This window comes from Streptomyces sp. NPDC107654 (genome assembly GCF_055639035.1).
This window is the reverse complement of the sequence record NZ_JBVKBI010000004.1, coordinates 230,444-253,196: the sequence shown is the minus strand read 5'-3', so window position 1 is coordinate 253,196 and position 22,753 is coordinate 230,444. Positions and strand designations below refer to the sequence as shown.

Below are 22,753 nucleotides of genomic sequence, written 5' to 3'. Positions count from 1 at the left end.
GACGGGACATGCGGGACGGTCATCGGGCGGAGGCCGAGCGGCTGCTGGTGCGGGCCGTCGAGGAGGAGGTGCGGCGGTCGGGCGGGCGGATCGACGGTCAGGTGCTGCTGTCGCGGGCGCGCGGTGCGCTGGAGGCGATGGCGGGGGCGGCCGGCGAGGAGTACGAGGCCTACACTCGCGCGCTCGACGAGGCGGAGGCCGGCCGGCTGACCTTCGGCCAGCGGTACGCGCGCGCGGGCGCCGGAACGGCCCTGCTGGTGGCGGCCGTTGCCGCCGTCGCCGCCGCCGTGGCCGACCTGTCCCTGGGCACGGGCACCGGTACGGCCCTCGGCGCGGGTGCCACCGCCGCCGTGGCGGGCGCCGCGGCCACGGTGGTGAAGGTGGCCGGTGCGCATCTGCCCGCCGCGCACCACCGCGCGGGCGCGGCCGGTCAGCCCGGCGGGCCCGAACAACTGCGGCTCCAGTGGCTGACGGCACTGGAGGTGCGGGGGATCCGCCCGTTCCTCGACCAGCAGCGGGTCCTCAGCGCCTCCACGGGCGCGAAGAAGACCGGCGGCGGCCCGGCGTTGCGCGGTGCGGACAAGAGCGCGGCGGCCCGCAGACGTTCGGTGCTGGAGCAGTCCTTCGGTCAACTGCCTGAGGCCGACGGCGTCTTCGCGGGGCGGCGGGCGGAGCTGGGGCGGATCAGGCAGTGGGCGCAGGCGGCCCGTGCGACGACCGAGACACGGCCGACGGTGGTGGTGCTGCACGGCGAGCCCGGCTCGGGGCGGACCACGCTCGCGGTGCGCGCGGCGCACGAGCTGCGGGACCACTTCCGGGGCGCGGTGGTGGTCGACCTGCGCGGCGGCAGCCGGGACGAGGCGCCGCTGTCCACCCGGGACGCGCTGCTGCACCTGCTCAACCGGCTGGGCGCGCCCCGCGAGCAGCTGCTGTTCAGGGAGCGGTCCTCTCCCGACCAGCAGCTCAAGCGGCTCGGTGAGCTGTACCACCGGCACCTGACCGGGCTGCCGGTCACGATCGTGCTGGACGACGCCTCGGACCCGGAGCAGGTGCGCGCCCTGGTACCGGAGCGGTCCGACAGCCTGGTCCTGGTCACCGCCCGGACCCCGCTCGACCTGCCCGCCGACCTGCCGGCCTGGGTGCACGAGCTGCCGGTGCCGGCGCTGGACGCACCGGGCGCCGAGGAACTGCTGGGCGCGGCGGCCGAGGACGCGTCGGGGCCGTACGACGCGGAGTCCGCCGAGCGGGTCCGCGAGCTGTGCGGGGGGCTGCCGCTGGCGTTGCGGATCGCGGGCTCCGCGCTGGGCCCGCGCTCACCCCGGCAACTGGCCGCGGACCTGGGCGTGTACGGCCCGGTGGAGCCGGTGGAGCGGGCGCTGTGGCTGCGCTACACCGACCAGCCGGAACCCGCCCGCCGGCTGCTGAGGAGGCTCGCGCTGGCGGGCCGGGCCTCGCTGGGCGCGGCTGCGGCGGCCGCGCTGCTCGCCACCGACGAGGCGGAGGCCACCCGGCATCTCGTGGCGCTCGCCCGGGCGGGCCTGATCGACCATGTGCGCGGCAGCCGGTACCGGCTGCACCACCTGGTGCGGGCCTTCGCGCACGCCCGGCTGCTGGACGAGGAGGAGCCGGCCGAGCGGGCGGCGGCGCAGGAACGGCTGATCGTGAACTACGCCGAGCTGGCCGACGCGGTGCTGCGCCTGGTCGACGGGAACATGTCGACGCGGTCGAACCAGTTCGGCTCGCACGGCTTCCCCTCGCTCGACGAGGCGCTGCGCTGGCTGGACGACGAGTCGAGCTTCATCACCGCGGCCCTGCGGCACGCCGAGGGCGTGGACCAGGCGGCGGTGCTGAACCTGCTGGGCGCGCTGTGCGACTACTGCCTGCTGCGCGGGGACCTGTACCGGCTGGGTGAGATCAGCGAGCTGGCGCAGTCGGTGGACCAGGGGCTGCTGGTGCGGTCGGTGCAGTGGCGTACCGGTATCGCGGCCCGGCAGCTGGGCGAGCTGGACAAGGCGCGCACCACGCTGGCCTCGGTGGTGGACCTGTACCGGGAGGCCCGTCACGAGGCGGGGGCGGCCCGCGCGCTGACCTCGCTGGGGATCACGCTGCACCACCAGGGCAACCTCACCGAGGCCGCGGCCAGGCTCCGGGAGTCGCTGGACCTGCAGCAGGCGCCGGAGCTGGCGACGGACCGGGCCTGGACGATGCACGCGCTGGCGGCCGTGCAGCGGGACCGGGCGCGGCTGGCGGAGGCGCTGGACCTGCTCACCCGCTCCCTGGTGCTGCACCGCGAGGGCGGCTCGGTGCACGGCGAGGCCTGGGCGCACTTCCAGCTGGGGCAGCTGGCGCTGCGGCTGGGGGACGTACCGCGCGCGGAGACGGAGCTGCGGGCGGCCCTGGAGCGGTACGGCAGGACGCGGGACGCCCGCGGCGAGGCCTGGGCGCTGACCCAGCTGGCCCGGGCCCGGCTGGTGGCCGGGGACTCCTCGGCGGCCGTGGAGGGCCTGCGCCGGGCGGTGACCCGGCACCGGGACAACGAGGACGCGCGCGGGGAGGCGTGGACGCTGTACTACCTGGGGCAGGCGCTGGAGGAGACCGGCGAGCTGGACCAGGCGGTGCGCGAGCTGGAGCGGTCGCGGACGATGTTCTCCCGGATACGGGACGTCTACGGCCTGGCCTGCGCCCGGCACCACTCGGCGCGGGCGACCCGGGACCAGCGGGCCGCGCAGACCGGCTCGCTGCGAAACTCCGGGTTCGCCCGTCAGCTCCTGGTGGACGCGCGGACCGACTTCCAGCGGATCGGCGTCGCCCACGGCGAGGCCTGGACCTGCCTGGAGCTCGCGGTGGTGGACGCGGGCAACGCGCGCACGCAGCAGGCGCTGGCGCTGTGCGACGAGGCGCTCACCCTGTTCTCGTCCTACGGCGACCGGCGCGGCGAGGACTGGGCCCGTTTCCTGCGCTGCACCCTGCTGCCGTACGCGGCGCCGGGCGGAGTGGAGGTGGGCACGGCGGTCGCCCAGGAGGAGCTGGCCCAGCTGGCCCGTGCCACGCATCCGCTGCGGGACGAGAAGCTGGACGACTACGTGTCGGCGTTCGCCCTGCTGCTGGAGCGGGGCGTCCGGCTGGAGGCCGGCTGGCAGGCCTGGCGTCTGCGCATGACTCCGGACCGCCACGCCCGGGAGGTGATGGGAGTGGCGGTTCCGGCGGGGAGCTGACCCGCCGCGGGTCAGCCCTGCTGGGCCGAGGGGCCGGTCTTCTGCCCGGCCTTCTCACCCTCGGCGTCCGGGGCCTCCTTGAAGTCGACCTTCTGCATGTGCTTGCTCATCGACTTCATCAGGCCCCAGACGGCCAGGGCCATCACCGCGAAGACGATGAAGCCGAGGACTCCGGGGGTGACCTTGTTCTGGTCGACCTCCTTGGCGAGGGGGACCAGGTGCGTCACTGCGAGGCTCACGCTTGCGCTCATGTCAGGCATTGTCCCGGATGCCCGCGAAGAGGTCGTCCTCGGGGATGGAGGTGTCCACGAGGGACTTCGCCAGCTCGTACTCCTCGGTGGGCCAGACCTCCTTCTGGAGTTCCAGCGGCACCTTGAACCAGCCGCCGTCCGGGTCGATCTGCGTGGCGTGGGCGATCAGCGCCTTGTCGCGGATCTCGAAGAAGTCCGCGCACGGGATGTGCGTGGTCAGGGTGCGCTCGGTGCGCTCGACCTCGTTCCACCGCTTGAGCCACTCGCCGTAGGGCGACTCCAGGCCGCGGTCGAGCATCGCCTGGTGCAGCGCCTCGGTGCGGGGGCGGTTGAAGCCCTGGTTGTAGTAGAGCTTCAGCGGCTGGTAGGCGGGCCCGAACTCGGCCTCGGGGTACTTCTCGGTGTCCGCCGCGCCCTCGAACGCCACCATGGAGATCTTGTGGGTCATGATGTGGTCGGGGTGCGGGTAGCCGCCGTTCTCGTCGTAGGTGGTGATCACCTGCGGACGGAAGGAGCGGATCTGCCTCACCAGCTCGCCGGCCGCCTTGTCGACGTCCTCCAGGGCGAAGCAGCCCTCGGGCAGCGGCGGCAGCGGATCGCCCTCCGGCAGGCCGGAGTCGACGAAGCCGAGCCACTCCTGCTTGACGCCGAGGATCTCCCGGGCCTCGTCCATCTCCTTGCGGCGGACCTCGTGGATGTTCTCCTCGATGTAGGCGTCGCCCTGCAGCTTCGGATTGAGGACGGATCCGCGCTCTCCGCCGGTGCAGGTCACCACCAGCACGTCCACCCCCTCGGACACGTACTTCGCCATGGTGGCCGCGCCCTTGCTCGACTCGTCGTCGGGGTGCGCGTGAACGGCCATCAGTCGCAACTGGTCAGTCAAGACTCAATCCTCGGTAAGTCGGCGCCCCCGTGGCTCCGGGTGCGAAGAAACTGGCGTCGTCCCGAAGGGACTCGTTGAGGGGTGGTGGTCGGGTGGCGGGCGGGCGGCTTCTATAGTGACCGAATCGGGGGGCGAATAATTCCGCGGAGAGGACGATCATGAGTACCGCGAGCACGCGGCTGCCCGAGGGCCGCTACGGCCGTTCCTCGGACCGGCGCGCCGACCGCAGGCTCAGGATCGCCGGCTCCGTGCTGGGCGCGGCCCTGCTCGCCCTGATCGGCTTCTTCTTCTACCACTACGTCACGAAGAGCGAGATCAGCGCCGCGGTCATCTCCTTCAAGGCGTCCGACGACGCGGTCCGGGTCCACCTGGAGGTCCACAAGGACGCCGGTGCCTCGGGCTACTGCACCGTGCGCTCCCAGGCGGCCGACGGCGCCGAGGTGGGCCGGGCCGACTTCCGCTTCTCCGGGTCGGCCACGCGGATCGACAAGGTGGTCACGCTGCGTACGACGGCCGAGGGGACGACGGCCGAGCTGCTGGGCTGCCACGCCGGCTGAGGGCCACCGTGGGACAGGGACGACACCTACGACACCTCCCAGGTTCGCCCGGATTACGCAGGCGCTGACCTGCGTCGATGCAATTCTGGTGGCTTATGTCCTCCCCCTTGGGCCGTTGAATTGTTAGGCTCGTGGTTTCGCCCACCCGAGAGGGAACATTCTTCTGGGTAGGGCGATGCTTTGTATTCCCAGTACCGACGAGGAGCACCCTGTGACCCAGACCAGCGAGAACGTCACCTGGCTGACCCAGGAGGCGTACGACAAGCTCAAGGAAGAGCTTGAGTACCTTACTGGTCCTGCGCGCACGGAGATCGCCGCCAAGATCGCGGCCGCGCGCGAGGAGGGCGACCTGCGCGAGAACGGCGGGTACCACGCGGCCAAGGAGGAGCAGGGCAAGCAGGAGCTGCGCGTGCGCCAGCTGACCCAGCTCCTCGAGAACGCGAAGGTCGGTGAGGCGCCCGCCGCGGACGGTGCCGTCGCGCCCGGCATGGTCGTCACGATCGCCTTCGACGGTGACGAGGACGACACCCTGACGTTCCTGCTCGCCTCGCGCGAGTACGCGAGCGCCGACGTCGAGACGTACTCCCCGCAGTCCCCGCTCGGCGCGGGCGTCATCGGCCACAAGGTCGGCGACGACGCGGAGTACGAGCTGCCGAACGGCAAGAAGGCCTCGGTGCGGATCCTGGAGGCCAAGCCGTACACGGCCTGACCCCGGCCCCCGGCCTGCTTCGGCCCCCGGCCGCCCTCAGGGCGGCCGGGGGCTTCGTCATGACGGGCGAACGGGTGCGGCTTCGTCATGACGGGCGAGCTGATGCGGCTTCGTCATGACGGGCGAACGGGTGCGGCTTCGTCATGACGGGCGAACGGGTGCGGTGCCGCCGGGTCAGTCGATGACGGTGTAGCCGGCGTCGTGCAGGGCCTGGCCGACCTCGGTGCAGTGGACGGGGCCCTTCGTCTCCAGGTGCAGCTCCACCTCGGCCTCGCTGAGACCGAGCCGGGGATCGGTGCGGACGTGGCTGACGTCCAGGACGTTGGCGTCGACCGCCGACAGCACCCCCAGGAGGGTGGCGAGGGCGCCCGGCCGGTCGGTCAGCCGCAGCCGTACGGCCAGGTAGCGGCCCTGGGCGGCCATGCCGTGCCGCAGGACCCGCTGCATCAGCACCGGGTCGACGTTGCCACCGGAGAGCACCGCGACGACCGGGCCCTCGAAGCCGTCCGGCGCGGCCAGGAGCGCGGCGACCGGGCTGGCGCCGGCCGGTTCCACGACCAGCTTGGCCCGCTCCAGGCAGAGCAGCAGCGCCGCGGACAGCTGGTCCTCGCTGACCGTGCGCACCTCGTCGACCAGTTCGTCGACGATCCCGAACGGCACCACGCCGGGCCGCCCGACCTTGATGCCGTCGGCCATCGTCGCCGGGTTCCGCAGCGACAGCGGGCGCCCGGCGGCCAGCGAGGGCGGGTAGCAGGCGGCGCCCTCCGCCTGTACGCCGACGATCCGGACGTCCGGCCTGAGCGCCTTCACCGCCACCGCGATACCGGCCGCGAGTCCGCCGCCGCCCATGCCGACGACGACCGTGCGGGCCTCCGGGCACTGCTCCAGGATCTCCAGGCCGACCGTGCCCTGGCCGGCGATCACGTCCGGGTGGTCGAAGGGGTGGATGAACACCGCGCCGGTCTCGGCCGCGTACTCCTGGGCGGCGGCCAGCGTCTCGTCGACCACCTGGCCGTGCAGGCGCACCTCGGCGCCGTAGTCCCGGGTCGCGCTGATCTTCGGCAGGGGCGCGCCGTTGGGCATGAACACCGTGGAGTGCACGCCCAGCAGCGAGGAGGCCAGCGCCACGCCCTGCGCGTGGTTGCCGGCGCTCGCGGCCACCACGCCGGCCGCCCGCTCCTCCGGCAGCAGCCCGGCGATCCGCACGTAGGCGCCGCGCAGCTTGAACGAGCCGGTCCGCTGGAGGTTCTCGCACTTCAGGTGCACCGGCGCGCCCACCAGCTGGGTCAGGTGCCGGCTGCCCTCCATCGCGGTCACCCGGGCCACGCCCGAGAGCATCTTCTGGGCGCCGCGGACGTCGTCCAGGGTGACGGAGCGCAAGGAGTCGGCCGTGCGGTAGCTCATGACTCCAGCATCGCAGTTCACGTCCCGGCACGACGGGTGTGACCAAGCAGCGAGACCGGTTTGCGCAGCGCCGGTACGGCCCGGCGCCGGGCCGCGTACCCTGTCCCCCAACCCAGCAGCCCTTCATGAAGCGAGCCTCCGGCCATGCCCACAACACCTGAAATGTCGATGGACATGACGACCGTCGGTGACACCGGTCTCCTCGACACCCTCCAGCACGAGGTGGCGGTGTTCGCCCGCCGCGCCGAACAGACCCGGCTCGGCGGCGTCGGACAGGTGCGCAACTCCATGGACCGGGCCGCGTACCTGCTGCTCAACCGTCTGGACAACGAAGGCCCGATGGGTGTCAAGGCGCTCGCCGCGAGCATGGGGATCGACTCCTCCACGGTCACCCGGCAGGTGGCGCCGCTGGTCGACTCCGGGCTCGTCAAGCGCACCTCGCACCCGGAGGACGGGCGCGCGGTGGTGCTCCAGCTCTCGCCGCGCGGCGCCGCCCGGCTGGAGGAGGTGCGCTCGTCCCGGCGTCAGCTCATGGCCGAGCTGACACACGACTGGGCGCCGGAGGAGCGCGAGCAGTTCTGCACGCTCCTCACCCGCTTCAATGTCGCCCTCTCCACCCGGATGTCGGTGCAGGGCGTCGCGGCGGCGGAGCAGCCGCCGGCCTCCTGAGCGCGCAGCGCACCGCGGGCGTCCGCACCTCTTGACCCCGGGCCGCCGCTGGCCTCATATGAGACCGGGTCCCGACCAGGACCCCGTCAGGGGGAGGCGTGGTGCGCGATCGGCAAGTGGCCCGAGATGCCCGCCGGGCCCGGGAGTTCGAGGCGTTCGTCGCGGGCGCGGCCGGGCGCCTGCTGCACGCCGCCATGCTGCTCACCGCGGAGGCGCCGGACGCCAACCCGCGCGCGCGGCGCCTGCTGACGCTCGCGCTCGCGCACACCTACGCCCGCTGGGACCGCCTGCGCGGCGAGGACCCGTACGACTGCGCCCGCCAGTACCTGGCCACCCGCTTCGCCCGCACCACCTGGCACCGGTACGGCGTCCTCGGCCGGGCCCGGCCGGATCCGCGCAGCCCGCTGGCCGCGCTCACACCACGGGAACGGCTCGTCCTGGTCCTGCGGTTGTACGAGGGTGTGGCCGAGGAGCAGACGGCGGCCCTGCTCGGCCTGCCCGCGGAGCGCGTCCACGTCCTCTGCGACCGGGCGACGGCCACGGTGCTGCACCCGGACCGCCCGGCGGCCCCGCGCACCGTGAACACGGAGGTGGCGCCGTCATGAGCACCGCCGTCGGCGGGGGGAGGCGGGGATGAACCGGGGTGAGCGGGAGGCCGCCGTGCGGCGGATCATGGAGCGGGGCGGTGCGCCCCTGCCGCCGGAGCTGTACGGGGAGGCGGTGCGCCGCGGGGACCGACTGCTGCGGCAGCGGCAGCTCGTCCGTCGTGTGCTGTGGCTGCTGGCGTTCGCCGCGGCCGTCGCGTTCGCGGTGTGGGCGGCCGGGGCCCAGCCGTGGGCGGAGCCGCCCTCGCAGACGACTCCGCCGCTCACCGGCTGGTGAGCGGCGGGCTGGCCGGGCTGTCAGCCGAGGGCCTGCTGCAGGTCCTCCAGCAGGTCGTCGACGTTCTCGATGCCGACGGACAGGCGGACCAGGTCGGCCGGGACCTCCAGGGCGGAGCCGGCCGCCGAGGCGTGCGTCATCCGGCCGGGGTGCTCGATGAGGGACTCGACGCCGCCGAGGGACTCGCCGAGGGTGAAGACCTGGGCACGGTTGCACACGTCGACCGCGGCCTGCTCGCCGCCCTCGACGCGGAAGGACACCATGCCGCCGAACGCCTTCATCTGCTTGACGGCGACCTCGTGGCCGGGGTGCTCGGGCAGCCCCGGGTAGAGCACGCTGCTCACCTTGGGGTGCCGGGTCAGCATGTCGGCGATCTTCGTGGCGTTCTCGCTGTGCCGGTCCATGCGCACCGCGAGGGTCTTGGTGCCGCGCAGCACCAGCCAGGAGTCGAAGGGGCCGGCGACGGCGCCCATCGCGTTCTGGTGGTAGGCCAGCTCCTCGCCGAGGGCCGGGTCGGAGACGATCAGCGCACCGCCGACCACGTCCGAGTGGCCGCCCATGTACTTCGTCAGGGAGTGTACGACGACGTCGGCGCCGAGCGAGAGCGGCTGCTGGAGGTAGGGGGTGGCGAAGGTGTTGTCCACGACGAGCCTCGCGCCCGCGTCGTGGGCGACCGACGCGACGGCGGCGATGTCGGTGATGCCGAGGAGCGGGTTGGAGGGGGTCTCCACCCAGACGGCCTTGGTCTTCGGGGTGATCGCGGCGCGGACGGCGGCCGGGTCGCTGGTGTCGGCGACCGACCACTCCACGCCCCAGCGGGTGGCGACCTTGGCGAAGAGCCGGAAGGTGCCGCCGTAGGCGTCGTTCGGGATGACGACGTGGTCGCCGGGGGTGAGCAGCGTACGCAGCAGGGTGTCCTCGGCCGCCAGGCCGGACGCGAAGGCGAGGCCGCGGCGGCCGCCCTCCAGCGCGGCGAGGTTCTCCTCCAGGGCGGTGCGGGTGGGGTTGGCGCTGCGGCTGTACTCGTAGCCGCCGCGCAGCCCGCCGACGCCGTCCTGCTTGTAGGTCGACACCTGGTAGATCGGCGGTACGACCGCACCGGTGAGGGGATCCGCGGTGTTGCCCGCGTGGATCGCGAGGGTCTCGAAGTGCTGACTGATATGCCTGTCGCTCATGTGCACCGAGCGTAGTCCGCCCGGCCCGTTACCGACGCCCACCAAGTCCGGCCGTTACCGACGCCCACCCAGCCCGGCCCGCCCGCCTTGCCCTCCCCCGGGGCACCTTGCCCACCGCCCGTGTCCGCTTCCTGGAGCCGCGGCGACGCCCACCGAGCCCGGTCCACCCCGCCTGGGGCACCTTGGCCTCCGCCCGTGTCCGCCTTTTGGGCCGCCGCGACGCCCACCGAGCCCGGTCCGCCCCACTGCGCCCACCCCCGGGGGCACCTGCCCTCCGCCCCGAGCCGCCCTCCCCGGGGGACCCCGCCCTCCACCCCGGGCCGCCCCACGCCGCCCTCCCACCGGCCGCCGTCCTCCCACCACCTGCCGGACTCCCACCGACCCGCCGCCCTCCCACCCGCTCCGGCCGGCTGTCATGACCCGGTCGGGAGTTTTCCACAGGGGCGGGGCGGGGTTCGCCAAGTGTCGGCGGCGTCTGGTTCGCTTGGGGCATGGCGATTCTCTGGCTGCTGATGGCGCTGCTCATGCTGAGCCTCGTGCTGCTCCCGGTCATGCGGCGCAGGCGCGGGATGATCGAGCAGGTCCTCCCGGGACACCCGGACGCCGCCGACCCGGCGGCCTACGGCTTCGTGCGCCAGGAGGAGCTGGACGTGCGCCTGCCCGGCCCGGACCAGGACCTGCTGGCCGTCCTGGAGCTGGTGCAGCGCACCCAGGACTACCGGGCCGCGGCCCAGCTGCTGGCCGGCACCGACGCCGGGGACGAGCTGCGCTGGCAGCGGGTGCAGGCCTTCGCCGGCGCCGCCTCGCTGGAGCTGCGGCAGCGGCCCGGCGGGATACACGAGACGCCGGGCGGCCAGTGGCTGCGGGTGTGGCGGGCCGAGCGGCCCAAGGACGCGGGCGCTGCCGCCGTCCACGCGGAGTTCCTGGTGCAGCAGGCCTGGCGGACGGCGACACCGGGCACGGAGGACTTCCGCATCATCATGGAGGAGGCGCGGGAGGCCTGCGCTCAGGCGGCGCTGCTGGCCCCCGGCGACCCGGTGCCGTACGTCATAGAGCTGTCCATCGCGCGTGGACTGGCCTACCCGCGGGCCGAGTTCGAGCAGCTGTGGCTGAAGATCGTCGACCGCGCGCCGCACCACATGGGCGCACACCTGGCCGCCCTGCACTACTGGTGCGAGAAGTGGCACGGCTCGCGCGAGCAGGCGTACTCCTTCGCCGAGGCCGCCGCCGCCCGAGCCCCGGAGGGTTCGCTCCTCGCCGCGCTGCCGCTGTTCGCGGTGCTCGAACACCTGCCGGAGGTGACCACGGTCAGGAGCTTCTTCCAGAGCGAGGTCATCACCAAGGCGATCCACGGCGCGCTGCACGCGGTCCACTCGGCCCGCCCCGACGACGCGACGCTCCCGCACGTGCGGCACCTGCTGCTGTTCTTCCTGGTCCGCGCCGAGCGCTGGGCGGAGGCCATGGACCAGCTGATACACATCGACGGTCATGTGGGGGCGCTGCCGTGGATCCTGGCCGCCGACCCGGCCGCCGAGTACGCCGTGGCCCGCGCGCTGGCGGTGGCCGGTTACGAGGCGAACGGCGGCAGCCCCGCCGGCCTCCCCGGCTGACCGGCGTTGCCCTTCCGACCTGCGGTAGGGCATACTCCGCTTCCCCCCACACCACAAGCGCCACCGGTGCCACACATGTACCACCAGCACCGGAAGCACCATGAGCACCACCGGCTACGACCGGGTCTGACGGGCCCGTCGGCCTTGTCATGTCCCTTTTTGAGGTCCTGTGGGGGGATCTGCCCGATGGGCGCTACTCTGCGCGCGCTGCGCGCCCTCGTCCTGCTGCTCGGCTTCTATCTGCTGAGCCTCGTCCTGCTCGCCGCGCTGATCGGCCTCGATGTCCTCGTCTTCAGCTGGGGGCACGGCCCGCTCACGGCGAAGGTCGGCTTCGTCACCGTGCTGCTCGCCATCCCCGTCGTCCGCGGCATGCTGATGCTGCGCACGCCCAAGAGCGAGGACGCCCCCGGCATCCCGGTCACCGAGGCCGAGGAGCCCCGGCTTGGGGCACTGGTCCGGGAGATCGCCGCGGCGGCCGGCACCCGCGCCCCCGACCGGATCGTGCTCACCGGCGAGGTCAACGCGGCCGTCAGCGAGAGTCCGCGGCTGCTCGGCCTGCTCCCCGGCCCGCGCCGCCTCTACCTCGGCGTCCCGCTGCTGACCGGCCTGACCGAGGCTCAGCTGCGCTCCGTGCTCGCCCACGAGTTCGGGCACTTCACCGGCGGTGACACCCGGCTGTCCGCGCTCGTCGTGCGCGGGCGCGCGCAGATCGGCCGGGTCATCGGCCAGTTCCACGAGAAGGCGGACGGCAAGGTCGCCGCCGACCGGGCCCGGCAGGAGCGGGCGTCCGCCAAGCGCGTCGCCAAGGGCAGGAAGGCCAAGCAGGTCGACACCACCGGCGTCGGCGCGACGTACCGGACGATGGCGCGGATCTACACCGCGTACGGCAGGTTCTACCTGCGCGCCTCCCTCTCCACCGCGCGCGGCCAGGAGTTCGCCGCCGACCTGACCGCCGCCCGGATCGCCGGACGGGACGCGACCGCGTCGGCGCTGCGGGAGATCCCGGTCCTGTCCGCCTCCCACGACTTCTACCTGGAGTCGTACGCCACCCTCGGCCTCCAGGCCCGGCTGCTGCCGCCGCGCGGTGAGTTCTTCGGCGGCTTCGGCCGGCTGCTGACGGCCCGTGAACTGGAACTGGCCGGCCTCCGCTCGGATCTGCCGGAGGAGCCCGCCGGGCCGTACGACTCCCACCCCCCGATCGCCGAACGCGTCCGCCGGATCGAGGCGCTGCCCGCCGACGGCCGCACCGACGAGGCCAGGGGGGCGGCGCTGGCCCTGCTGTCCGACCCGGCGCGCACACTGGCCGCGCTGGAGGACGCCACCCTCGCCGACGAGCTGCTGCGCTACCCGCGCGCGGCCGGCTGGGAGGAGCTGCTGGACGCCTCGATGGCCGCGGGCCTGTCGGCCACCCAGACCCCGCTGCACCGGGCGCTGGCCGGGTACACCGGGCAGCCGGCGACGCTGTCCGCGCTGCTGGACGTCGTCGACGACGGCCGGCTGTGGCGGCTGGCGGAGAAGCTGCCGCTGTCGGAGGAGGCGGCCGCCGCGAAGGGGCGGGCGTTCCGCGAGTTCGTACGGCCGGTGCTGCGCCGCTCGCTGCGCACGATGGTGCTGGCCGAGTTCAGTTCCCGTTCACTGCTGCGCTGGGAGTTCTCCTGGTCCCAGCCGGCGTCGCTGCGGCTGCCCGGCTGGGGCTCGGAGACGGGGCAGGGCGGCCCGGAGGCCGAGCTGGAGGCGGCCCTGGAGGCGGCTCTCGCCGACCACCCCGACACCACGCGGCTGCGGGCGCTGCTGCCGCCGGCCACCCAGAACGCCTGACGGTCCCATCCCCCGGCAGCCCCACGCCTCATCCCCCTCCCCCCGCCCCCTGAAAACCCGAGAACTCCCCCAAGAAGGAAACGGACCGACCCCCGATGACCGTCCTGTTCTGGATCCTGGGCGTCCTGGCCGTCCCCACGCTCGTCTTCGTGCTGTGGCTGGCCTGGGTGTTCCTCAAGGAGCTGTTCAACCCGAGCCCCGACGACGACGCGGAGGCGACGGAGGCCGCGGAAGCCGCACGGGCCGCGCAGGCCGCGGAGAAGCTCGGGCTGCTGCCCGTCGAGCGGCAGAACACGGACCTCGCCGGGCCCCTGCCCGCGGAGTGGGCCGGTGCGCTCGCCGCGGTCCGCGGCGGCGACTGGCTGCCGGCCGCCGACCTGCTCGCCTCGATAGGCCGGGACTGGGAGCGCCGGTCGTGGGCCGCCTATCTGCTGGCCGAGTGCGCGGCCGAGGAGGACGCCTGGCTGCTGGCGTGGGAGGCCGAGCGGCGCGACGATCCGGACGCGGCCGTGGTCCGGGCGCGCAGCACGGTGATCCTGGCCTGGAAACTGCGGGGCGCCCAGAAGGGCCAGTACACGACCAGGGAGCAGTTCGACGCCTTCCACCGCACGCTGGACGGTGCCCGTGAGGAGGTCGCCAGGGCGGCGGAGCTGAACCCGGACGACCCGACGCCGTACGTCGCGGAGATCTGGGTGGCGCTGGGCCTCGGCTATCCGAACGCCCGGATGGACGCGTTGTGGGAGGAGCTCACCGCCCGCGCCCCGCACCACTACGAGGCCCACTTCTCGGCGCTCCAGTACTGGTGCGCGAAATGGCGGGGCTCCGAGCGGCAGGCCGTGGAGTTCGCCGAGCGGGCGGCGGCCGGCGCACCGCTGGGCAGCCTGCTGACGGCGCTGCCGCTCGTCGCGCACTTCGAGCACGACGACTCGGAGGACACCGCGGCCGACAACACCCCCGAGATGCTGGCCCGGGTCGAGGCGGCACTCGCGGACGCGGCGGCGGCCGACCCGGCCCACCCGCGGCTGCCGGAGCTGCGTCACCTGCTGGCGTTCTACCTGCACCTGCAGGACCGCAACGAGGCGGCGCTGGAGCAGTTCAAGCTGGTCGACGGGTATGTGCACGCACTGCCGTGGCGCTACCGGAACGACAAGGCCGGGTACTACTGCCGGGTCCGCAACACCGTGGTGGGCGAGGTGGCGGCCCAGGCCGCGCCGGCGCCCGCCTGACCGGAATGCGGGGGGCCGCCCGGACGTTCCAGGGGCGTGCCGGTCGCCGAGGCGGCGGGCACCCCGTCCCCGCACCGACAGGGAGACTCCATGCTCATCGGCCGCACGCCCCGGCTGCCCACCCCTGAACAGGTGGGGGGCTGACGTACCGGATGGGCTTCGCAGTCCACGCCCGCAGGGTCCGGGACGAGCAACTGCCCCTCGCCCGGCGGCACACCGCCCTGAGGCGCGCCGTCGGGCACTACTGCCCGCTCGGCTTCAACGCGACCTGGGCCTACCTCGCCGCGACGTCGTGCCCCTCCCCCGACCTGCGCAGGGACCCGGCGGCCATGCTGCGTGCGCTGGACACCCTGGAGGCCGGCCGTGCGGCCCGGCGCGCGGAGGTGGCCGCGTTCGCCGTCCGCCGCCGCATGGAGAAGGCGTCCGGCCGGCGGACTCCCCGGCCCGTCGACACGGCGTTCCTGCGCAAGCCGTACTGGCCCGGTGAGACGGCACCGTCGCGGCTGGGCCTCGTCGCCGCCGTGGCGAACCGTCACGCCTCCTTCACCCGCCTCCCCTTCCCCGACGCGACGCTCTGCACCGACAGCGAGGCACGGCAACTCGCCGACCTGCACGCCCGCCTCGACGCCTGCGCGAGGTTCTCTCTCTCGAACCTCGGTCGCATGGACCGCCCGACCCACCGGACACTGGCCGAAGCGGTCGGTGCCCTCCACAGCCTCGTCCGCCCGGGCTACGCACCCCTGAACACCCACCTGCTGGCGTGGCTGCGCTTCGCCGGCTTCCTCACGTACGCCGCGGAGGTCACGCGTGCCGCGGAGGCCGGCGCGTCCGGCGGGTGATCGACGCTGCGCGGCGGCGGTGGGACGGTGAGCGGGCGGCGCACGCTCGCCGCGCTCTTCCGCCGCCACCCTGGCGTCCCGCTCGTCGTCAGCCGGCTCGGGTGCTCGACGGCACCGCGGCCGAGGTGTCCCGCGCCCCCGCCGAGCCCGTAAATCGGGCGACGGTCCCGGCGGCCGCCCCGTAGATTCGCCCTTCGGCCGGGCGGTGGAAGGTGAAGGGGAGGGCATGGGCAGTCCCGTGTTCCTGATCGGCGGCGGCTGGGACCGCGCCGAGGTGTACGAGCCGTTCCTGCGCGAGGTGCGCGGGGAGCGGCGGGTGGGGTGCCTGGTCCTGGACGAGGGGGACGGGGTCGCGCAGTTCGAGCGGTACGCGGTGGCCCTGGGGAAGGCGGACCCGGCGTGCGTACCGGTGCCGTTGCCGGTGCCGCTCGGCGGCCGGTTCGAGCCGGAGGCCGCGCTGGACGGAACCGACGGGCTGCTGGTGTGCGGCGGGCTGACGCCGGCTTACCGGGAAGCCCTCTCGGGGTGCCTGGAGCGGCTGCCGGAGCTGCTGGCGGCGCGTGGTCTGCCGTACGCCGGTTTCTCCGCCGGTGCCGCCGTGGCCGCGCGGCGGGCCGTGGTCGGCGGGTGGCTGGTGGACGGGGTGCCGGTGTGCCCGGCGGAGGCCGGGGAGGACCTGGCGGAGGTCGAGGTACGGGCGGGGCTCGGGCTGGTCCCGTTCGCGGTGGACGTGCACGCGGCCCAGTGGGGCACGCTGCCGCGGCTGGTCGCGGCGGTCGCGCGGGGCGAGGTGCCGTACGGGGTCGCCGTGGACGAGAACACGCTGCTCGCTGTGGACGGCGGCAGGGTGCGGGTGGCCGGGGCGGGCCGGGCCCATGTCGTACGGCCGGCGGGCGACGGCGCCGTCCTGGTGCGGGCGTACGGCGCCGGGGAGGGCTTCGGCCTGTAGCAGTGCGCCCCGAAGGCGCGGGGGGACCGCACGAACAGGGCGCCCGGAAGGCCGTAGCCCAGCAGGCCCGGCAGGACTACGGCCCAGCGGCCGGCAGGACTACGGCCCGGCAGGACCGCAGGTCAGATCGTGGCGGTGTCGATGACGAAGCGGTAGCGGACGTCGCTCGCCAGCACCCGCTCGTACGCTTCGTTGATCTCGGCGGCGCTGATCAGCTCGATCTCGGCGCCGATGCCGTGCCCCGCGCAGAAGTCCAGCATCTCCTGGGTCTCGCGGATGCCGCCGATCATGGAGCCGGCGAGCGTCTTGCGGCCGCCGATCACCGAGAACAGGTTGAGCGCGACGGGCTCCTCGGGTGCGCCCACGTTCACCAGGGCGCCGTCGACCTTCAGCAGCGACAGCAGCGCGCCGAAGTCCATCGGTGCCGAGACGGTCGAGACGATCAGGTCGAAGGTGCCGGCCAGCTCCTCGAAGGTCTTCGGGTCGCTGGTGGCGTGGTAGTGGTCGGCGCCCAGCTTCAGGCCGTCGTCCTTCTTGCGCAGGGACTGGGAGAGGACCGTCACCTCGGCGCCCATGGCGTGGGCGATCTTGACGGCCATGTGGCCGAGGCCGCCGAGGCCGACGACGGCGACCTTCTTGCCGGGGCCCGCGTTCCAGTGGCGCAGCGGGGAGTACGTGGTGATGCCCGCGCACAGCAGCGGCGCGGCGACGTCCAGGGACAGCCCGTCGGGGATGCGGACGACGTAGTTCTCGTCGGCGACGATCTTCTCGGAGTAGCCGCCGTGGGTGGGCTCGCCGTCCTTGCCGACGGCGTTGTAGGTGCCGACCATGCCCTTGAGGCAGTACTGCTCCTCACCGCGCAGGCAGTTCTCGCACTCGCGGCAGGAGTCGACCATGCAGCCGACCCCCACCCGGTCGCCGGCCTGGAACTTCGTCACGCCGGGGCCGACCTCGGCGACGACACCGGCGATCTCGTGGCCGGGGACCATCGGGAAGATCGCCTCGCCCCAGCCCTCCCGGACCTGGTGGATGTCGGAGTGACAGATACCGGCGAACCGGATGTCGATCAGGACGTCGAACTCGCCGACCGCGCGTCGCTCGATGGTCGTCCGCTCCAGCGGGGCCTTCGCGGCGGGCGCGGCGTATGCGGCAACAGTGGTCATGCCGGGGATCTCCTTGCGAGGGGGGTCGCGCCCGGCTCTCTTTGTGCCGGGTACGGCCTCCAGCCTGCACCGCGGCGGCCCGGCCACCCAGACCACGGCTTTGCGTACGACGGCTGTGCGTACCACTGGCGGGGTCAGGCTCATGAGCGTACGACCAGGAATACTGGACGCATGGAGAGCAGCGACGAGCAGCCGGACGCGGCGGTCACCGCCGGGCGGCCCCTGGACCGGCGGGCGGAGCTGAGCGAGTTCCTGCGCAGCCGGCGGGCCCGGCTGAAGCCGGAGGACGTCGGGCTGGCCGGCTTCGGGCGGCAGCGCAGGGTGCCGGGGCTGCGCCGGGAGGAGCTGGCGCAGCTGGCCGGGGTGTCGGTGGCGTACTACACCCGGCTCGAACAGGGCAACGGGCGGAACGTGTCGGCGGAGGTGCTGGCCTCGATCGCGCGGGCGCTGCGGCTGACGGAGGCCGAGCACGCGCACCTCACCCACCTGGCGAAGCCGAAGGCGCACAAGAAGAAGCCGGCGGCGCGGCAGCAGCAGGTGCGGGGGGCGCTGCGGCAACTGCTGGACTCGATCGACGGCGTACCGGCGTACGTGGTGGGCCGGCGGGCGGAGATCCTCGCCTGGAACCGGATGGCGGCGGCCGTCTTCGGGGACTGGGCGCAGTTGCCGCCGGCGGAGCGGAACTGGGCGCGGCTGGTGTTCCTGCACCCGGACTACCGGGAGCTGTTCGTCGACTGGGAGCAGAAGGCGATCGACATCGTGTGCGCGCTGCGGATGGACGCGGGCTGCTATCCGGACGATCCCCGGCTGTCGGCGCTGGTGGGCGAGCTGTCCGTGAAGAGCGAGGAGTTCCGCCGGCTGTGGGCCACGCACGACGTCAAGGAGAAGAGCCACGGCGTCAAGCGGTTGCACCATCCGCTGGTGGGCGATCTGGACCTGAACTTCGAGAGTTTCCGCCTGACGGACGGCTCGGACCAGTCCCTGGTCACCTACCACGCCGAGCCGGGTTCCCCGTCCGCCGAGTCCCTGCGTCTGCTGGCCAGCTGGGGTGCCGACGCGACGCGGGCCGCGACGCGGTGAGGGGCACACCGAAGGATGTCCTCCGGTGTGCCCCTCACCTGGGAGCGCTACGGCCTACTTGCCGAAGTACGCGTTGTGGATCGTGATCTCCGACGTGTTGCCCTTCTTGTCGGTGATCTTGGCGCGGAACGAGATCGCCTTGTTCTTCGCCGGGTTCTTGACGGTGATCTTGCCGCTCTTGACGGTGACCTTCTTGAAGTTCTTGCCGTCGTAGGAGACGTAGACGGCGAGGGACTTCAGGTTGCGGCCCGCGGCCGAGCCCTCGACGGTGACCGGGAAGGTGACCGTCCTGCCGGCCGTGACGCGGCTGTCGAGGCCGGTCGTGGCGCCGAAGTGCAGCGCGGAGGCGGGCAGCTGGGTGAAGTCGGCCGGCTTCTTGGAGCGGAAGGTCCAGGCCGCGTCGATGCGCGTCGAGGCCTCCGCCACCTTCGCGGACCGCTTGACCGAGGTGGTCAGCCTGTACGCCGCGTCACCGGCCGGGACCTTGAAGGTCTTCCCGCCGTACAGCGGGTCGTCGTTGGAGCCGACCTTGGTGCCGTTGCGGTACAGGGTGGTGTTCGCCGAGGTGTACTGCGTGTACCCGGCGTGCTTGCCGGAGTCGGCGAACAGCGGCAGCGAACCGAAGATCTCGTTGCCGTCGCGGAAGAGACCGAAGCCCGTGCCCACGTGCGGGCCGAAGACCGCGGTGTTGACCGTCTTGGTGTAGGTCCGGCCGGCCTTGAAGGTGAACTGGCCGAGGCCGTAGCCGATCTCGTCGACCGGGAAGCCGTCCTGGTCGACGCCGCCGTTCTGCTGGAACTCCAGCTGCCACTGGACGCCGCCGGTGGCGGACAGGTGCAGGGTGCGGGTGCCGGGCAGGCTCTGCGGGATGCTGATGGAGGAACCGCTGGAGCTGCCGGGCAGCCAGCCCACCGCGTCGATCGAGCCCTTCTTGCCCTTGGCCGCGGCGCCGAGCCGGGCCTTCACCGTGGCCAGGTCGCTCGCCTTGTAGTGCTTGGTGTAGCCGGTGGCGAGCTGCTTGACGGCGCCGCCGGAGGTGACGTCGTACTGCTCGGTCGCGCCCTTGCTCCAGTGGCCGTCCCACTGCTGGCGCAGCGAGCCGGCGGGCAGCTGCGGGCCCAGGTGGGCGGTGCGGAAGTTCTTGTAGGTGTCCAGGAACCAGCCGTAGCCGTACTGGTTGTCCCCGAGCATGACGTCGAACTCGGGCGAGGCGAACCGTGGCGTCACGCCCGTGGCCGGGACGGTGATGTCCACCGGCTTGGCCTTGCGCGCGTCGATGGTGATCGTCTGCTTCCTGCCGACGGTCAGCTTCGGCTGCGCGATCCAGTCGATGCCCTTGGTGGCGTTCTGCGGGTCCGCGTAGACGGAGGTGTTGAGGATGTACGTGCCCTTGGGCGCGCGCACCTTCACCGTGCCGGACTTGTCGTACGGGTTGAGCCAGACGCCGCCGGCCAGACCCGCGACGCCGCTGAGGTCGGCGCCGTAGTTCGGGGTCGGCCTGCCGTCACGGCCGATGAACTTCAGGGTGAGGTCGTACGACTCCACCTCGCGCTGCACCGCGGCGGCCGTGCGGACGGTCTGCCCGTCGCCCGTCGCCGTCACGTACGCGGAGTAGGCGCCGTCGACGGTGCCGCCCAGCTTGGTGTCGACGGTGAGGTCGACCGCGGCCGTGCCGTGCGCCGGGACGGTCACCTTCGTCGCGCCGAGCGTGAAGAAGCCCGCCGGGGCCGCCGCGCCCTTGGGGTTGGTGGCGGTGCTGCTCAGGGTGAGCGTGACGTCCTTGTCGCCGAGGTTGCGGTAGGTCAGCTTCTTGGTGGCCGGCTTGTCGTCGGTGTGCGGCCACTGCTGCACGCCGAAGCTCACCGACACCGGGTCGGCGACGATCGACTGTTTGATGGCCTTGTCGACCTGGATGCGGCCGGAACCCTGCTGGAACGGTGTGTACTTGCCGCCCTTGGTGGAGCCGGTCAGGGCGCCCTTCAGCTCGGCGTAGCCCCAGTCGGGGTGCTCCTGCTTGAGGATGGCGGCTGCGCCCGCGACGTGCGGGGTGGCCATCGAGGTGCCGGAGATGGTCAGGTAGCCCTCGGGCTTCTCGCCGACCTCCTGGTCGATGACGCTGCCCTTGGCCGCCGCGGCGGTGATGTCCACGCCGGGCGCGGTGACGTCCGGCTTGATGGCGCCGTCGCCGGTGCGCGGGCCGGTGGAGGAGAAGTCCGCCAGCTTGTCCTTCTTGTCGACGGCGCCGACGGTCAGTGCGGCGTCCGCGCTGCCCGGGGAGCCGATCGACTGGGGGCCGTCGTTGCCCGCGGCGATCGCGAACAGGACGCCCTTCTCGGCGGAGAGCTTGTTGACCTCGGCTTCGAGCGGGTCGACCTCGGGGGTGTCGTAGCCGCCGAGGCTGAGGTTGATGACGGAGGCGCCCTGGGAGGCCGCCCACTCCATGCCGGCGAGGATGCCGGAGTCGTCACCGGAGCCGGAGTCGTCCAGGACCTTGCCGTTGAGGAGCTTGGCGTCCGGGGCCACACCCTTGTACTTGCCGCCCGACTTGGCGCCGGTGCCGGCCACGATGGAGGCGACGTGCGTGCCGTGCCCGAAGTGGTCGGTGGCGTCGGCGGCGGCGGTGAAGTTCCTGGACGCCAGCACCTGGTTCTTCAGGTCGGGGTGGCTGGTGTCCACGCCGGTGTCCAGGACGGCGACCTTGACGCCCTTGCCGGTGTAGCCGGCGGCCCAGGCGGTGGGGGCGCCGATCTGCGGTACGGACCGGTCGAGCGAGGCCTTGCGGACGCCGTCGAGCCAGACGTGCGCGATGCCGGAGGCGGTCCTGTCGCCGTTGGTGACGGCGTCCCACAGCTCGGCGGTGGCCTTGACCGGGGTCTGCACGGCGTCCGCGTTGAGCGCCTTCAGGCTGCGGCGCAGGGTGCCCGCGTCCCGGACGTCGGCCTTGGCGGCGGTGGCGGCGCCGCGGTAGCCGACGATGACCTTCAGGCCGTTCTTCCGGGCCTTGCGGGTGGCGGCCTTGTCGAGCTCGGTGACGTCGAACAGGCGCTGGTCCAGCGTGCCGGAGGCGACCAGGCGGGCCGCGTCGGCCGGGACGACCAGGGTGTGTCCGGCGGCCTTGCGGACCTGGAAGGGTATGTGCTCGCGCCCCTTGGCCCGCTCCAGGCCGACGATACGGCCCTTGGCGTCGAGGGCGACCCGGTCACCGGTGATCAGGGTGACGTGGTGCCGGGCGGTGACGTTCGAGGCGGCGACGGCCGCCGGGACGCCTGCGGGCTTCGCCGACGCGGGGCTGGTCATACCCGCTGCGAGGGCGACCGCTGCGGCCGTTGCCACGGTGGCCGCAGCTGCTCTTTTCACTTGTCTGCGCAAGTTCTCCCCCTGGAGATGGAGTACCGGGCGAATTCCCCGTTCACCCGGCCGGGGGCGGACTCGCATGCATGAGCGTCAACCCCCCGGGTGACGCAGTATGCCGGGGGGTGATCAGACGGCTCAATAGATGAGAGGAAGGTGAGAAAGCGCGTACGGAAACTGTTACGCGGCGGCCGGAACACCGTTACGGAACCGCGAAGTCCCGTGTGCTTCCGCTGGGTTGTGCCCCGTCAGGTCCCCGCGTTCTCCTTCACGGTGATCCTTCCCGTGCGCAGGGTGACCAGGCGCGGGGCCTTCTTCGCCAGCGCGGAGTCGTGGGTGACCATGATGAACGTCAGCCCGTGCTCCTTCCACAGGCGTTCCAGTACGTCCATGATCTCGTCCCGCATGCCCTCGTCCAGGTTGCCGGTCGGCTCGTCGGCCAGCAGCACCTTGGGCTTCTTCACCACGGCCCGGGCGATGGCGACGCGCTGCTGCTGTCCGCCGGACATCTCGCCGGGGAGATGTCCGAGGCGTTCGCCGAGACCGACCGATTCCAGTGCCTCGGCGGCCAGTTCCCGCCGTTCCTTCACCTTGATGCCGAGGGGGACGAGGGCGGTTTCCACGTTCTCCTGGGCGGTGAGGGTGGGGATGAGGTTGAACGACTGGAAGACGAAGCCGATGTTCTCGCTGCGGAGTCGTGTCAGCCGCGCCTCGGTCAGCCCGGCCAGGTCCGTGCCGTCGAGGACGACTTCGCCGGAGGTGGGCCGGTCGAGGGCGCCGAGCATCTGCAGAAGGGTGGATTTGCCGCCGCCGGTGGGGCCCTGGATGACGAGCCTGTCTCCGTCGGCGATGGTGAGGTCGATTCCGTCGAGGGCGTGGACGGTGTCCTTGCCCCGGGTGTAGCGCTTGGTGACGTTCCTCAGTTCGTACATGGTGGCTCCGGGATCTGTTCGGGGTGGGCGCGCGCTCGTG

The 22,753-nt window shown here is 72.9% G+C and carries 19 protein-coding genes; 12 read left to right on the top strand and 7 right to left on the bottom strand.

All coding sequences use genetic code 11. The features are described from left to right. Positions 1 to 8 precede the first annotated feature (8 nt). Positions 9 to 3,215 carry a tetratricopeptide repeat protein gene (locus ACZ7N4_RS09415; RefSeq protein ID WP_471355623.1) on the top strand — a complete coding sequence of 1,069 codons (3,207 nt, stop codon included), beginning with the start codon at positions 9 to 11 and terminating at the stop codon, positions 3,213 to 3,215. Positions 3,216 to 3,226: 11 nt separating this feature from the next. Here the strand turns inward: ACZ7N4_RS09415 and ACZ7N4_RS09410 are convergent, their stop codons facing one another. After that, positions 3,227 to 3,475, bottom strand: a complete 249-nt coding sequence (locus tag ACZ7N4_RS09410) for a hypothetical protein (RefSeq protein ID WP_471355621.1) — start codon at positions 3,473 to 3,475, stop codon at positions 3,227 to 3,229. Next, on the bottom strand, positions 3,468 to 4,349 hold the full coding sequence (gene mca / locus ACZ7N4_RS09405) for a mycothiol conjugate amidase Mca (RefSeq protein WP_471355617.1): 882 nt from the start codon (positions 4,347 to 4,349) through the stop codon (positions 3,468 to 3,470). Before mca ends, ACZ7N4_RS09410 begins: the two co-directional genes overlap by 8 nt. Before the next feature lie 158 nt (positions 4,350 to 4,507). Between mca and ACZ7N4_RS09400 the strand changes: the two genes are divergently transcribed. Continuing rightward, positions 4,508 to 4,906: a DUF4307 domain-containing protein gene (locus tag ACZ7N4_RS09400; protein ID WP_471355614.1), complete on the top strand. Its 399-nt coding sequence runs from the start codon at positions 4,508 to 4,510 to the stop codon at positions 4,904 to 4,906. A gap of 211 nt (positions 4,907 to 5,117) precedes the next feature. Further along, entirely contained in the window at positions 5,118 to 5,615 is a 498-nt protein-coding gene (greA, locus tag ACZ7N4_RS09395; protein ID WP_471355612.1) for a transcription elongation factor GreA, read from the top strand. A gap of 174 nt (positions 5,616 to 5,789) precedes the next feature. Here the strand turns inward: greA and ilvA are convergent, their stop codons facing one another. After that, positions 5,790 to 7,019 carry a threonine ammonia-lyase gene (ilvA, locus tag ACZ7N4_RS09390; RefSeq protein ID WP_471355609.1) on the bottom strand — a complete coding sequence of 410 codons (1,230 nt, stop codon included), beginning with the start codon at positions 7,017 to 7,019 and terminating at the stop codon, positions 5,790 to 5,792. A 162-nt stretch (positions 7,020 to 7,181) separates the two neighbouring features. Between ilvA and ACZ7N4_RS09385 the strand changes: the two genes are divergently transcribed. The 3 genes from ACZ7N4_RS09385 to ACZ7N4_RS09375 all read left to right on the top strand — a co-directional run bounded on the left by ACZ7N4_RS09385 (position 7,182) and on the right by ACZ7N4_RS09375 (position 8,570). Continuing rightward, positions 7,182 to 7,688, top strand: coding sequence for a MarR family winged helix-turn-helix transcriptional regulator (locus tag ACZ7N4_RS09385; RefSeq protein WP_471356173.1), 507 nt, complete (start codon positions 7,182 to 7,184; stop codon positions 7,686 to 7,688). Positions 7,689 to 7,789: 101 nt separating this feature from the next. Next, a complete protein-coding gene (locus ACZ7N4_RS09380; RefSeq protein ID WP_471355607.1) occupies positions 7,790 to 8,293 on the top strand; it encodes a sigma factor-like helix-turn-helix DNA-binding protein in 504 nt (167 codons plus the stop codon). A 28-nt stretch (positions 8,294 to 8,321) separates the two neighbouring features. Continuing rightward, the gene (locus ACZ7N4_RS09375) at positions 8,322 to 8,570 is read left to right on the top strand and encodes a hypothetical protein (protein ID WP_471355604.1); all 249 of its coding nucleotides are present in this window, start codon (positions 8,322 to 8,324) and stop codon (positions 8,568 to 8,570) included. Positions 8,571 to 8,590: 20 nt separating this feature from the next. Here ACZ7N4_RS09375 and ACZ7N4_RS09370 read toward each other — a convergent pair whose 3' ends face one another. Then, complete coding sequence (locus ACZ7N4_RS09370) at positions 8,591 to 9,745, bottom strand: cystathionine gamma-synthase (RefSeq protein WP_471355602.1); 1,155 nt, start codon at positions 9,743 to 9,745, stop codon at positions 8,591 to 8,593. Between the two features lie 491 nt (positions 9,746 to 10,236). On the opposite strand from ACZ7N4_RS09370, the gene ACZ7N4_RS09365 reads away from it, so the two are divergent. From ACZ7N4_RS09365 to ACZ7N4_RS09345, 5 genes are all read left to right on the top strand, one after another. After that, positions 10,237 to 11,355: a hypothetical protein gene (locus ACZ7N4_RS09365; protein ID WP_471355600.1), complete on the top strand. Its 1,119-nt coding sequence runs from the start codon at positions 10,237 to 10,239 to the stop codon at positions 11,353 to 11,355. A 186-nt stretch (positions 11,356 to 11,541) separates the two neighbouring features. Beyond that, the gene (locus ACZ7N4_RS09360) at positions 11,542 to 13,173 is read left to right on the top strand and encodes a M48 family metalloprotease (protein ID WP_471355597.1); all 1,632 of its coding nucleotides are present in this window, start codon (positions 11,542 to 11,544) and stop codon (positions 13,171 to 13,173) included. Positions 13,174 to 13,268: 95 nt separating this feature from the next. Continuing rightward, entirely contained in the window at positions 13,269 to 14,399 is a 1,131-nt protein-coding gene (locus tag ACZ7N4_RS09355) for a hypothetical protein (protein ID WP_471355595.1), read from the top strand. A gap of 152 nt (positions 14,400 to 14,551) precedes the next feature. Beyond that, the gene (locus ACZ7N4_RS09350) at positions 14,552 to 15,238 is read left to right on the top strand and encodes a hypothetical protein (protein ID WP_471355592.1); all 687 of its coding nucleotides are present in this window, start codon (positions 14,552 to 14,554) and stop codon (positions 15,236 to 15,238) included. A 226-nt stretch (positions 15,239 to 15,464) separates the two neighbouring features. Then, the gene (locus ACZ7N4_RS09345; RefSeq protein WP_471355590.1) at positions 15,465 to 16,187 is read left to right on the top strand and encodes a Type 1 glutamine amidotransferase-like domain-containing protein; all 723 of its coding nucleotides are present in this window, start codon (positions 15,465 to 15,467) and stop codon (positions 16,185 to 16,187) included. 122 nt (positions 16,188 to 16,309) lie between these two features. On the opposite strand, the gene ACZ7N4_RS09340 is transcribed toward ACZ7N4_RS09345, so the two are convergent. After that, a complete protein-coding gene (locus tag ACZ7N4_RS09340; RefSeq protein ID WP_471355587.1) occupies positions 16,310 to 17,350 on the bottom strand; it encodes an NAD(P)-dependent alcohol dehydrogenase in 1,041 nt (346 codons plus the stop codon). Between the two features lie 171 nt (positions 17,351 to 17,521). Here ACZ7N4_RS09340 and ACZ7N4_RS09335 point away from each other — a divergent pair, with 171 nt between their 5' ends. Beyond that, the gene (locus ACZ7N4_RS09335) at positions 17,522 to 18,430 is read left to right on the top strand and encodes a helix-turn-helix domain-containing protein (RefSeq protein ID WP_471355584.1); all 909 of its coding nucleotides are present in this window, start codon (positions 17,522 to 17,524) and stop codon (positions 18,428 to 18,430) included. 54 nt (positions 18,431 to 18,484) lie between these two features. Here the strand turns inward: ACZ7N4_RS09335 and ACZ7N4_RS09330 are convergent, their stop codons facing one another. Together ACZ7N4_RS09330 and ACZ7N4_RS09325 are read right to left on the bottom strand one after the other, a co-directional pair. Continuing rightward, positions 18,485 to 21,727 (bottom strand): S8 family peptidase, encoded by a 3,243-nt coding sequence (locus ACZ7N4_RS09330; protein ID WP_471356171.1) that lies wholly within the window; start codon positions 21,725 to 21,727, stop codon positions 18,485 to 18,487. 302 nt (positions 21,728 to 22,029) lie between these two features. Then, on the bottom strand, positions 22,030 to 22,713 hold the full coding sequence (locus ACZ7N4_RS09325) for an ABC transporter ATP-binding protein (RefSeq protein ID WP_471355581.1): 684 nt from the start codon (positions 22,711 to 22,713) through the stop codon (positions 22,030 to 22,032). Positions 22,714 to 22,753: the final 40 nt, after the last annotated feature.

What these genes read in the sequence shown, in the direction of transcription:
- ACZ7N4_RS09415 (WP_471355623.1), top strand. Translation starts at nt 9, where the DNA reads ATGCGGGACGGTCATCGGGCGGAGGCCGAGCGGCTGCTGGTGCGGGCC.
- ACZ7N4_RS09410 (WP_471355621.1), bottom strand. Translation starts at nt 3,475, where the DNA reads ATGCCTGACATGAGCGCAAGCGTGAGCCTCGCAGTGACGCACCTGGTC.
- ACZ7N4_RS09400 (WP_471355614.1), top strand. Translation starts at nt 4,508, where the DNA reads ATGAGTACCGCGAGCACGCGGCTGCCCGAGGGCCGCTACGGCCGTTCC.
- ilvA (WP_471355609.1), bottom strand. Translation starts at nt 7,019, where the DNA reads ATGAGCTACCGCACGGCCGACTCCTTGCGCTCCGTCACCCTGGACGAC.
- ACZ7N4_RS09385 (WP_471356173.1), top strand. Translation starts at nt 7,182, where the DNA reads ATGTCGATGGACATGACGACCGTCGGTGACACCGGTCTCCTCGACACC.
- ACZ7N4_RS09375 (WP_471355604.1), top strand. Translation starts at nt 8,322, where the DNA reads ATGAACCGGGGTGAGCGGGAGGCCGCCGTGCGGCGGATCATGGAGCGG.
- ACZ7N4_RS09370 (WP_471355602.1), bottom strand. Translation starts at nt 9,745, where the DNA reads ATGAGCGACAGGCATATCAGTCAGCACTTCGAGACCCTCGCGATCCAC.
- ACZ7N4_RS09365 (WP_471355600.1), top strand. Translation starts at nt 10,237, where the DNA reads ATGGCGATTCTCTGGCTGCTGATGGCGCTGCTCATGCTGAGCCTCGTG.
- ACZ7N4_RS09360 (WP_471355597.1), top strand. Translation starts at nt 11,542, where the DNA reads ATGGGCGCTACTCTGCGCGCGCTGCGCGCCCTCGTCCTGCTGCTCGGC.
- ACZ7N4_RS09355 (WP_471355595.1), top strand. Translation starts at nt 13,269, where the DNA reads ATGACCGTCCTGTTCTGGATCCTGGGCGTCCTGGCCGTCCCCACGCTC.
- ACZ7N4_RS09350 (WP_471355592.1), top strand. Translation starts at nt 14,552, where the DNA reads ATGGGCTTCGCAGTCCACGCCCGCAGGGTCCGGGACGAGCAACTGCCC.
- ACZ7N4_RS09345 (WP_471355590.1), top strand. Translation starts at nt 15,465, where the DNA reads ATGGGCAGTCCCGTGTTCCTGATCGGCGGCGGCTGGGACCGCGCCGAG.
- ACZ7N4_RS09340 (WP_471355587.1), bottom strand. Translation starts at nt 17,350, where the DNA reads ATGACCACTGTTGCCGCATACGCCGCGCCCGCCGCGAAGGCCCCGCTG.
- ACZ7N4_RS09335 (WP_471355584.1), top strand. Translation starts at nt 17,522, where the DNA reads ATGGAGAGCAGCGACGAGCAGCCGGACGCGGCGGTCACCGCCGGGCGG.
- ACZ7N4_RS09330 (WP_471356171.1), bottom strand. Translation starts at nt 21,727, where the DNA reads ATGACCAGCCCCGCGTCGGCGAAGCCCGCAGGCGTCCCGGCGGCCGTC.
- ACZ7N4_RS09325 (WP_471355581.1), bottom strand. Translation starts at nt 22,713, where the DNA reads ATGTACGAACTGAGGAACGTCACCAAGCGCTACACCCGGGGCAAGGAC.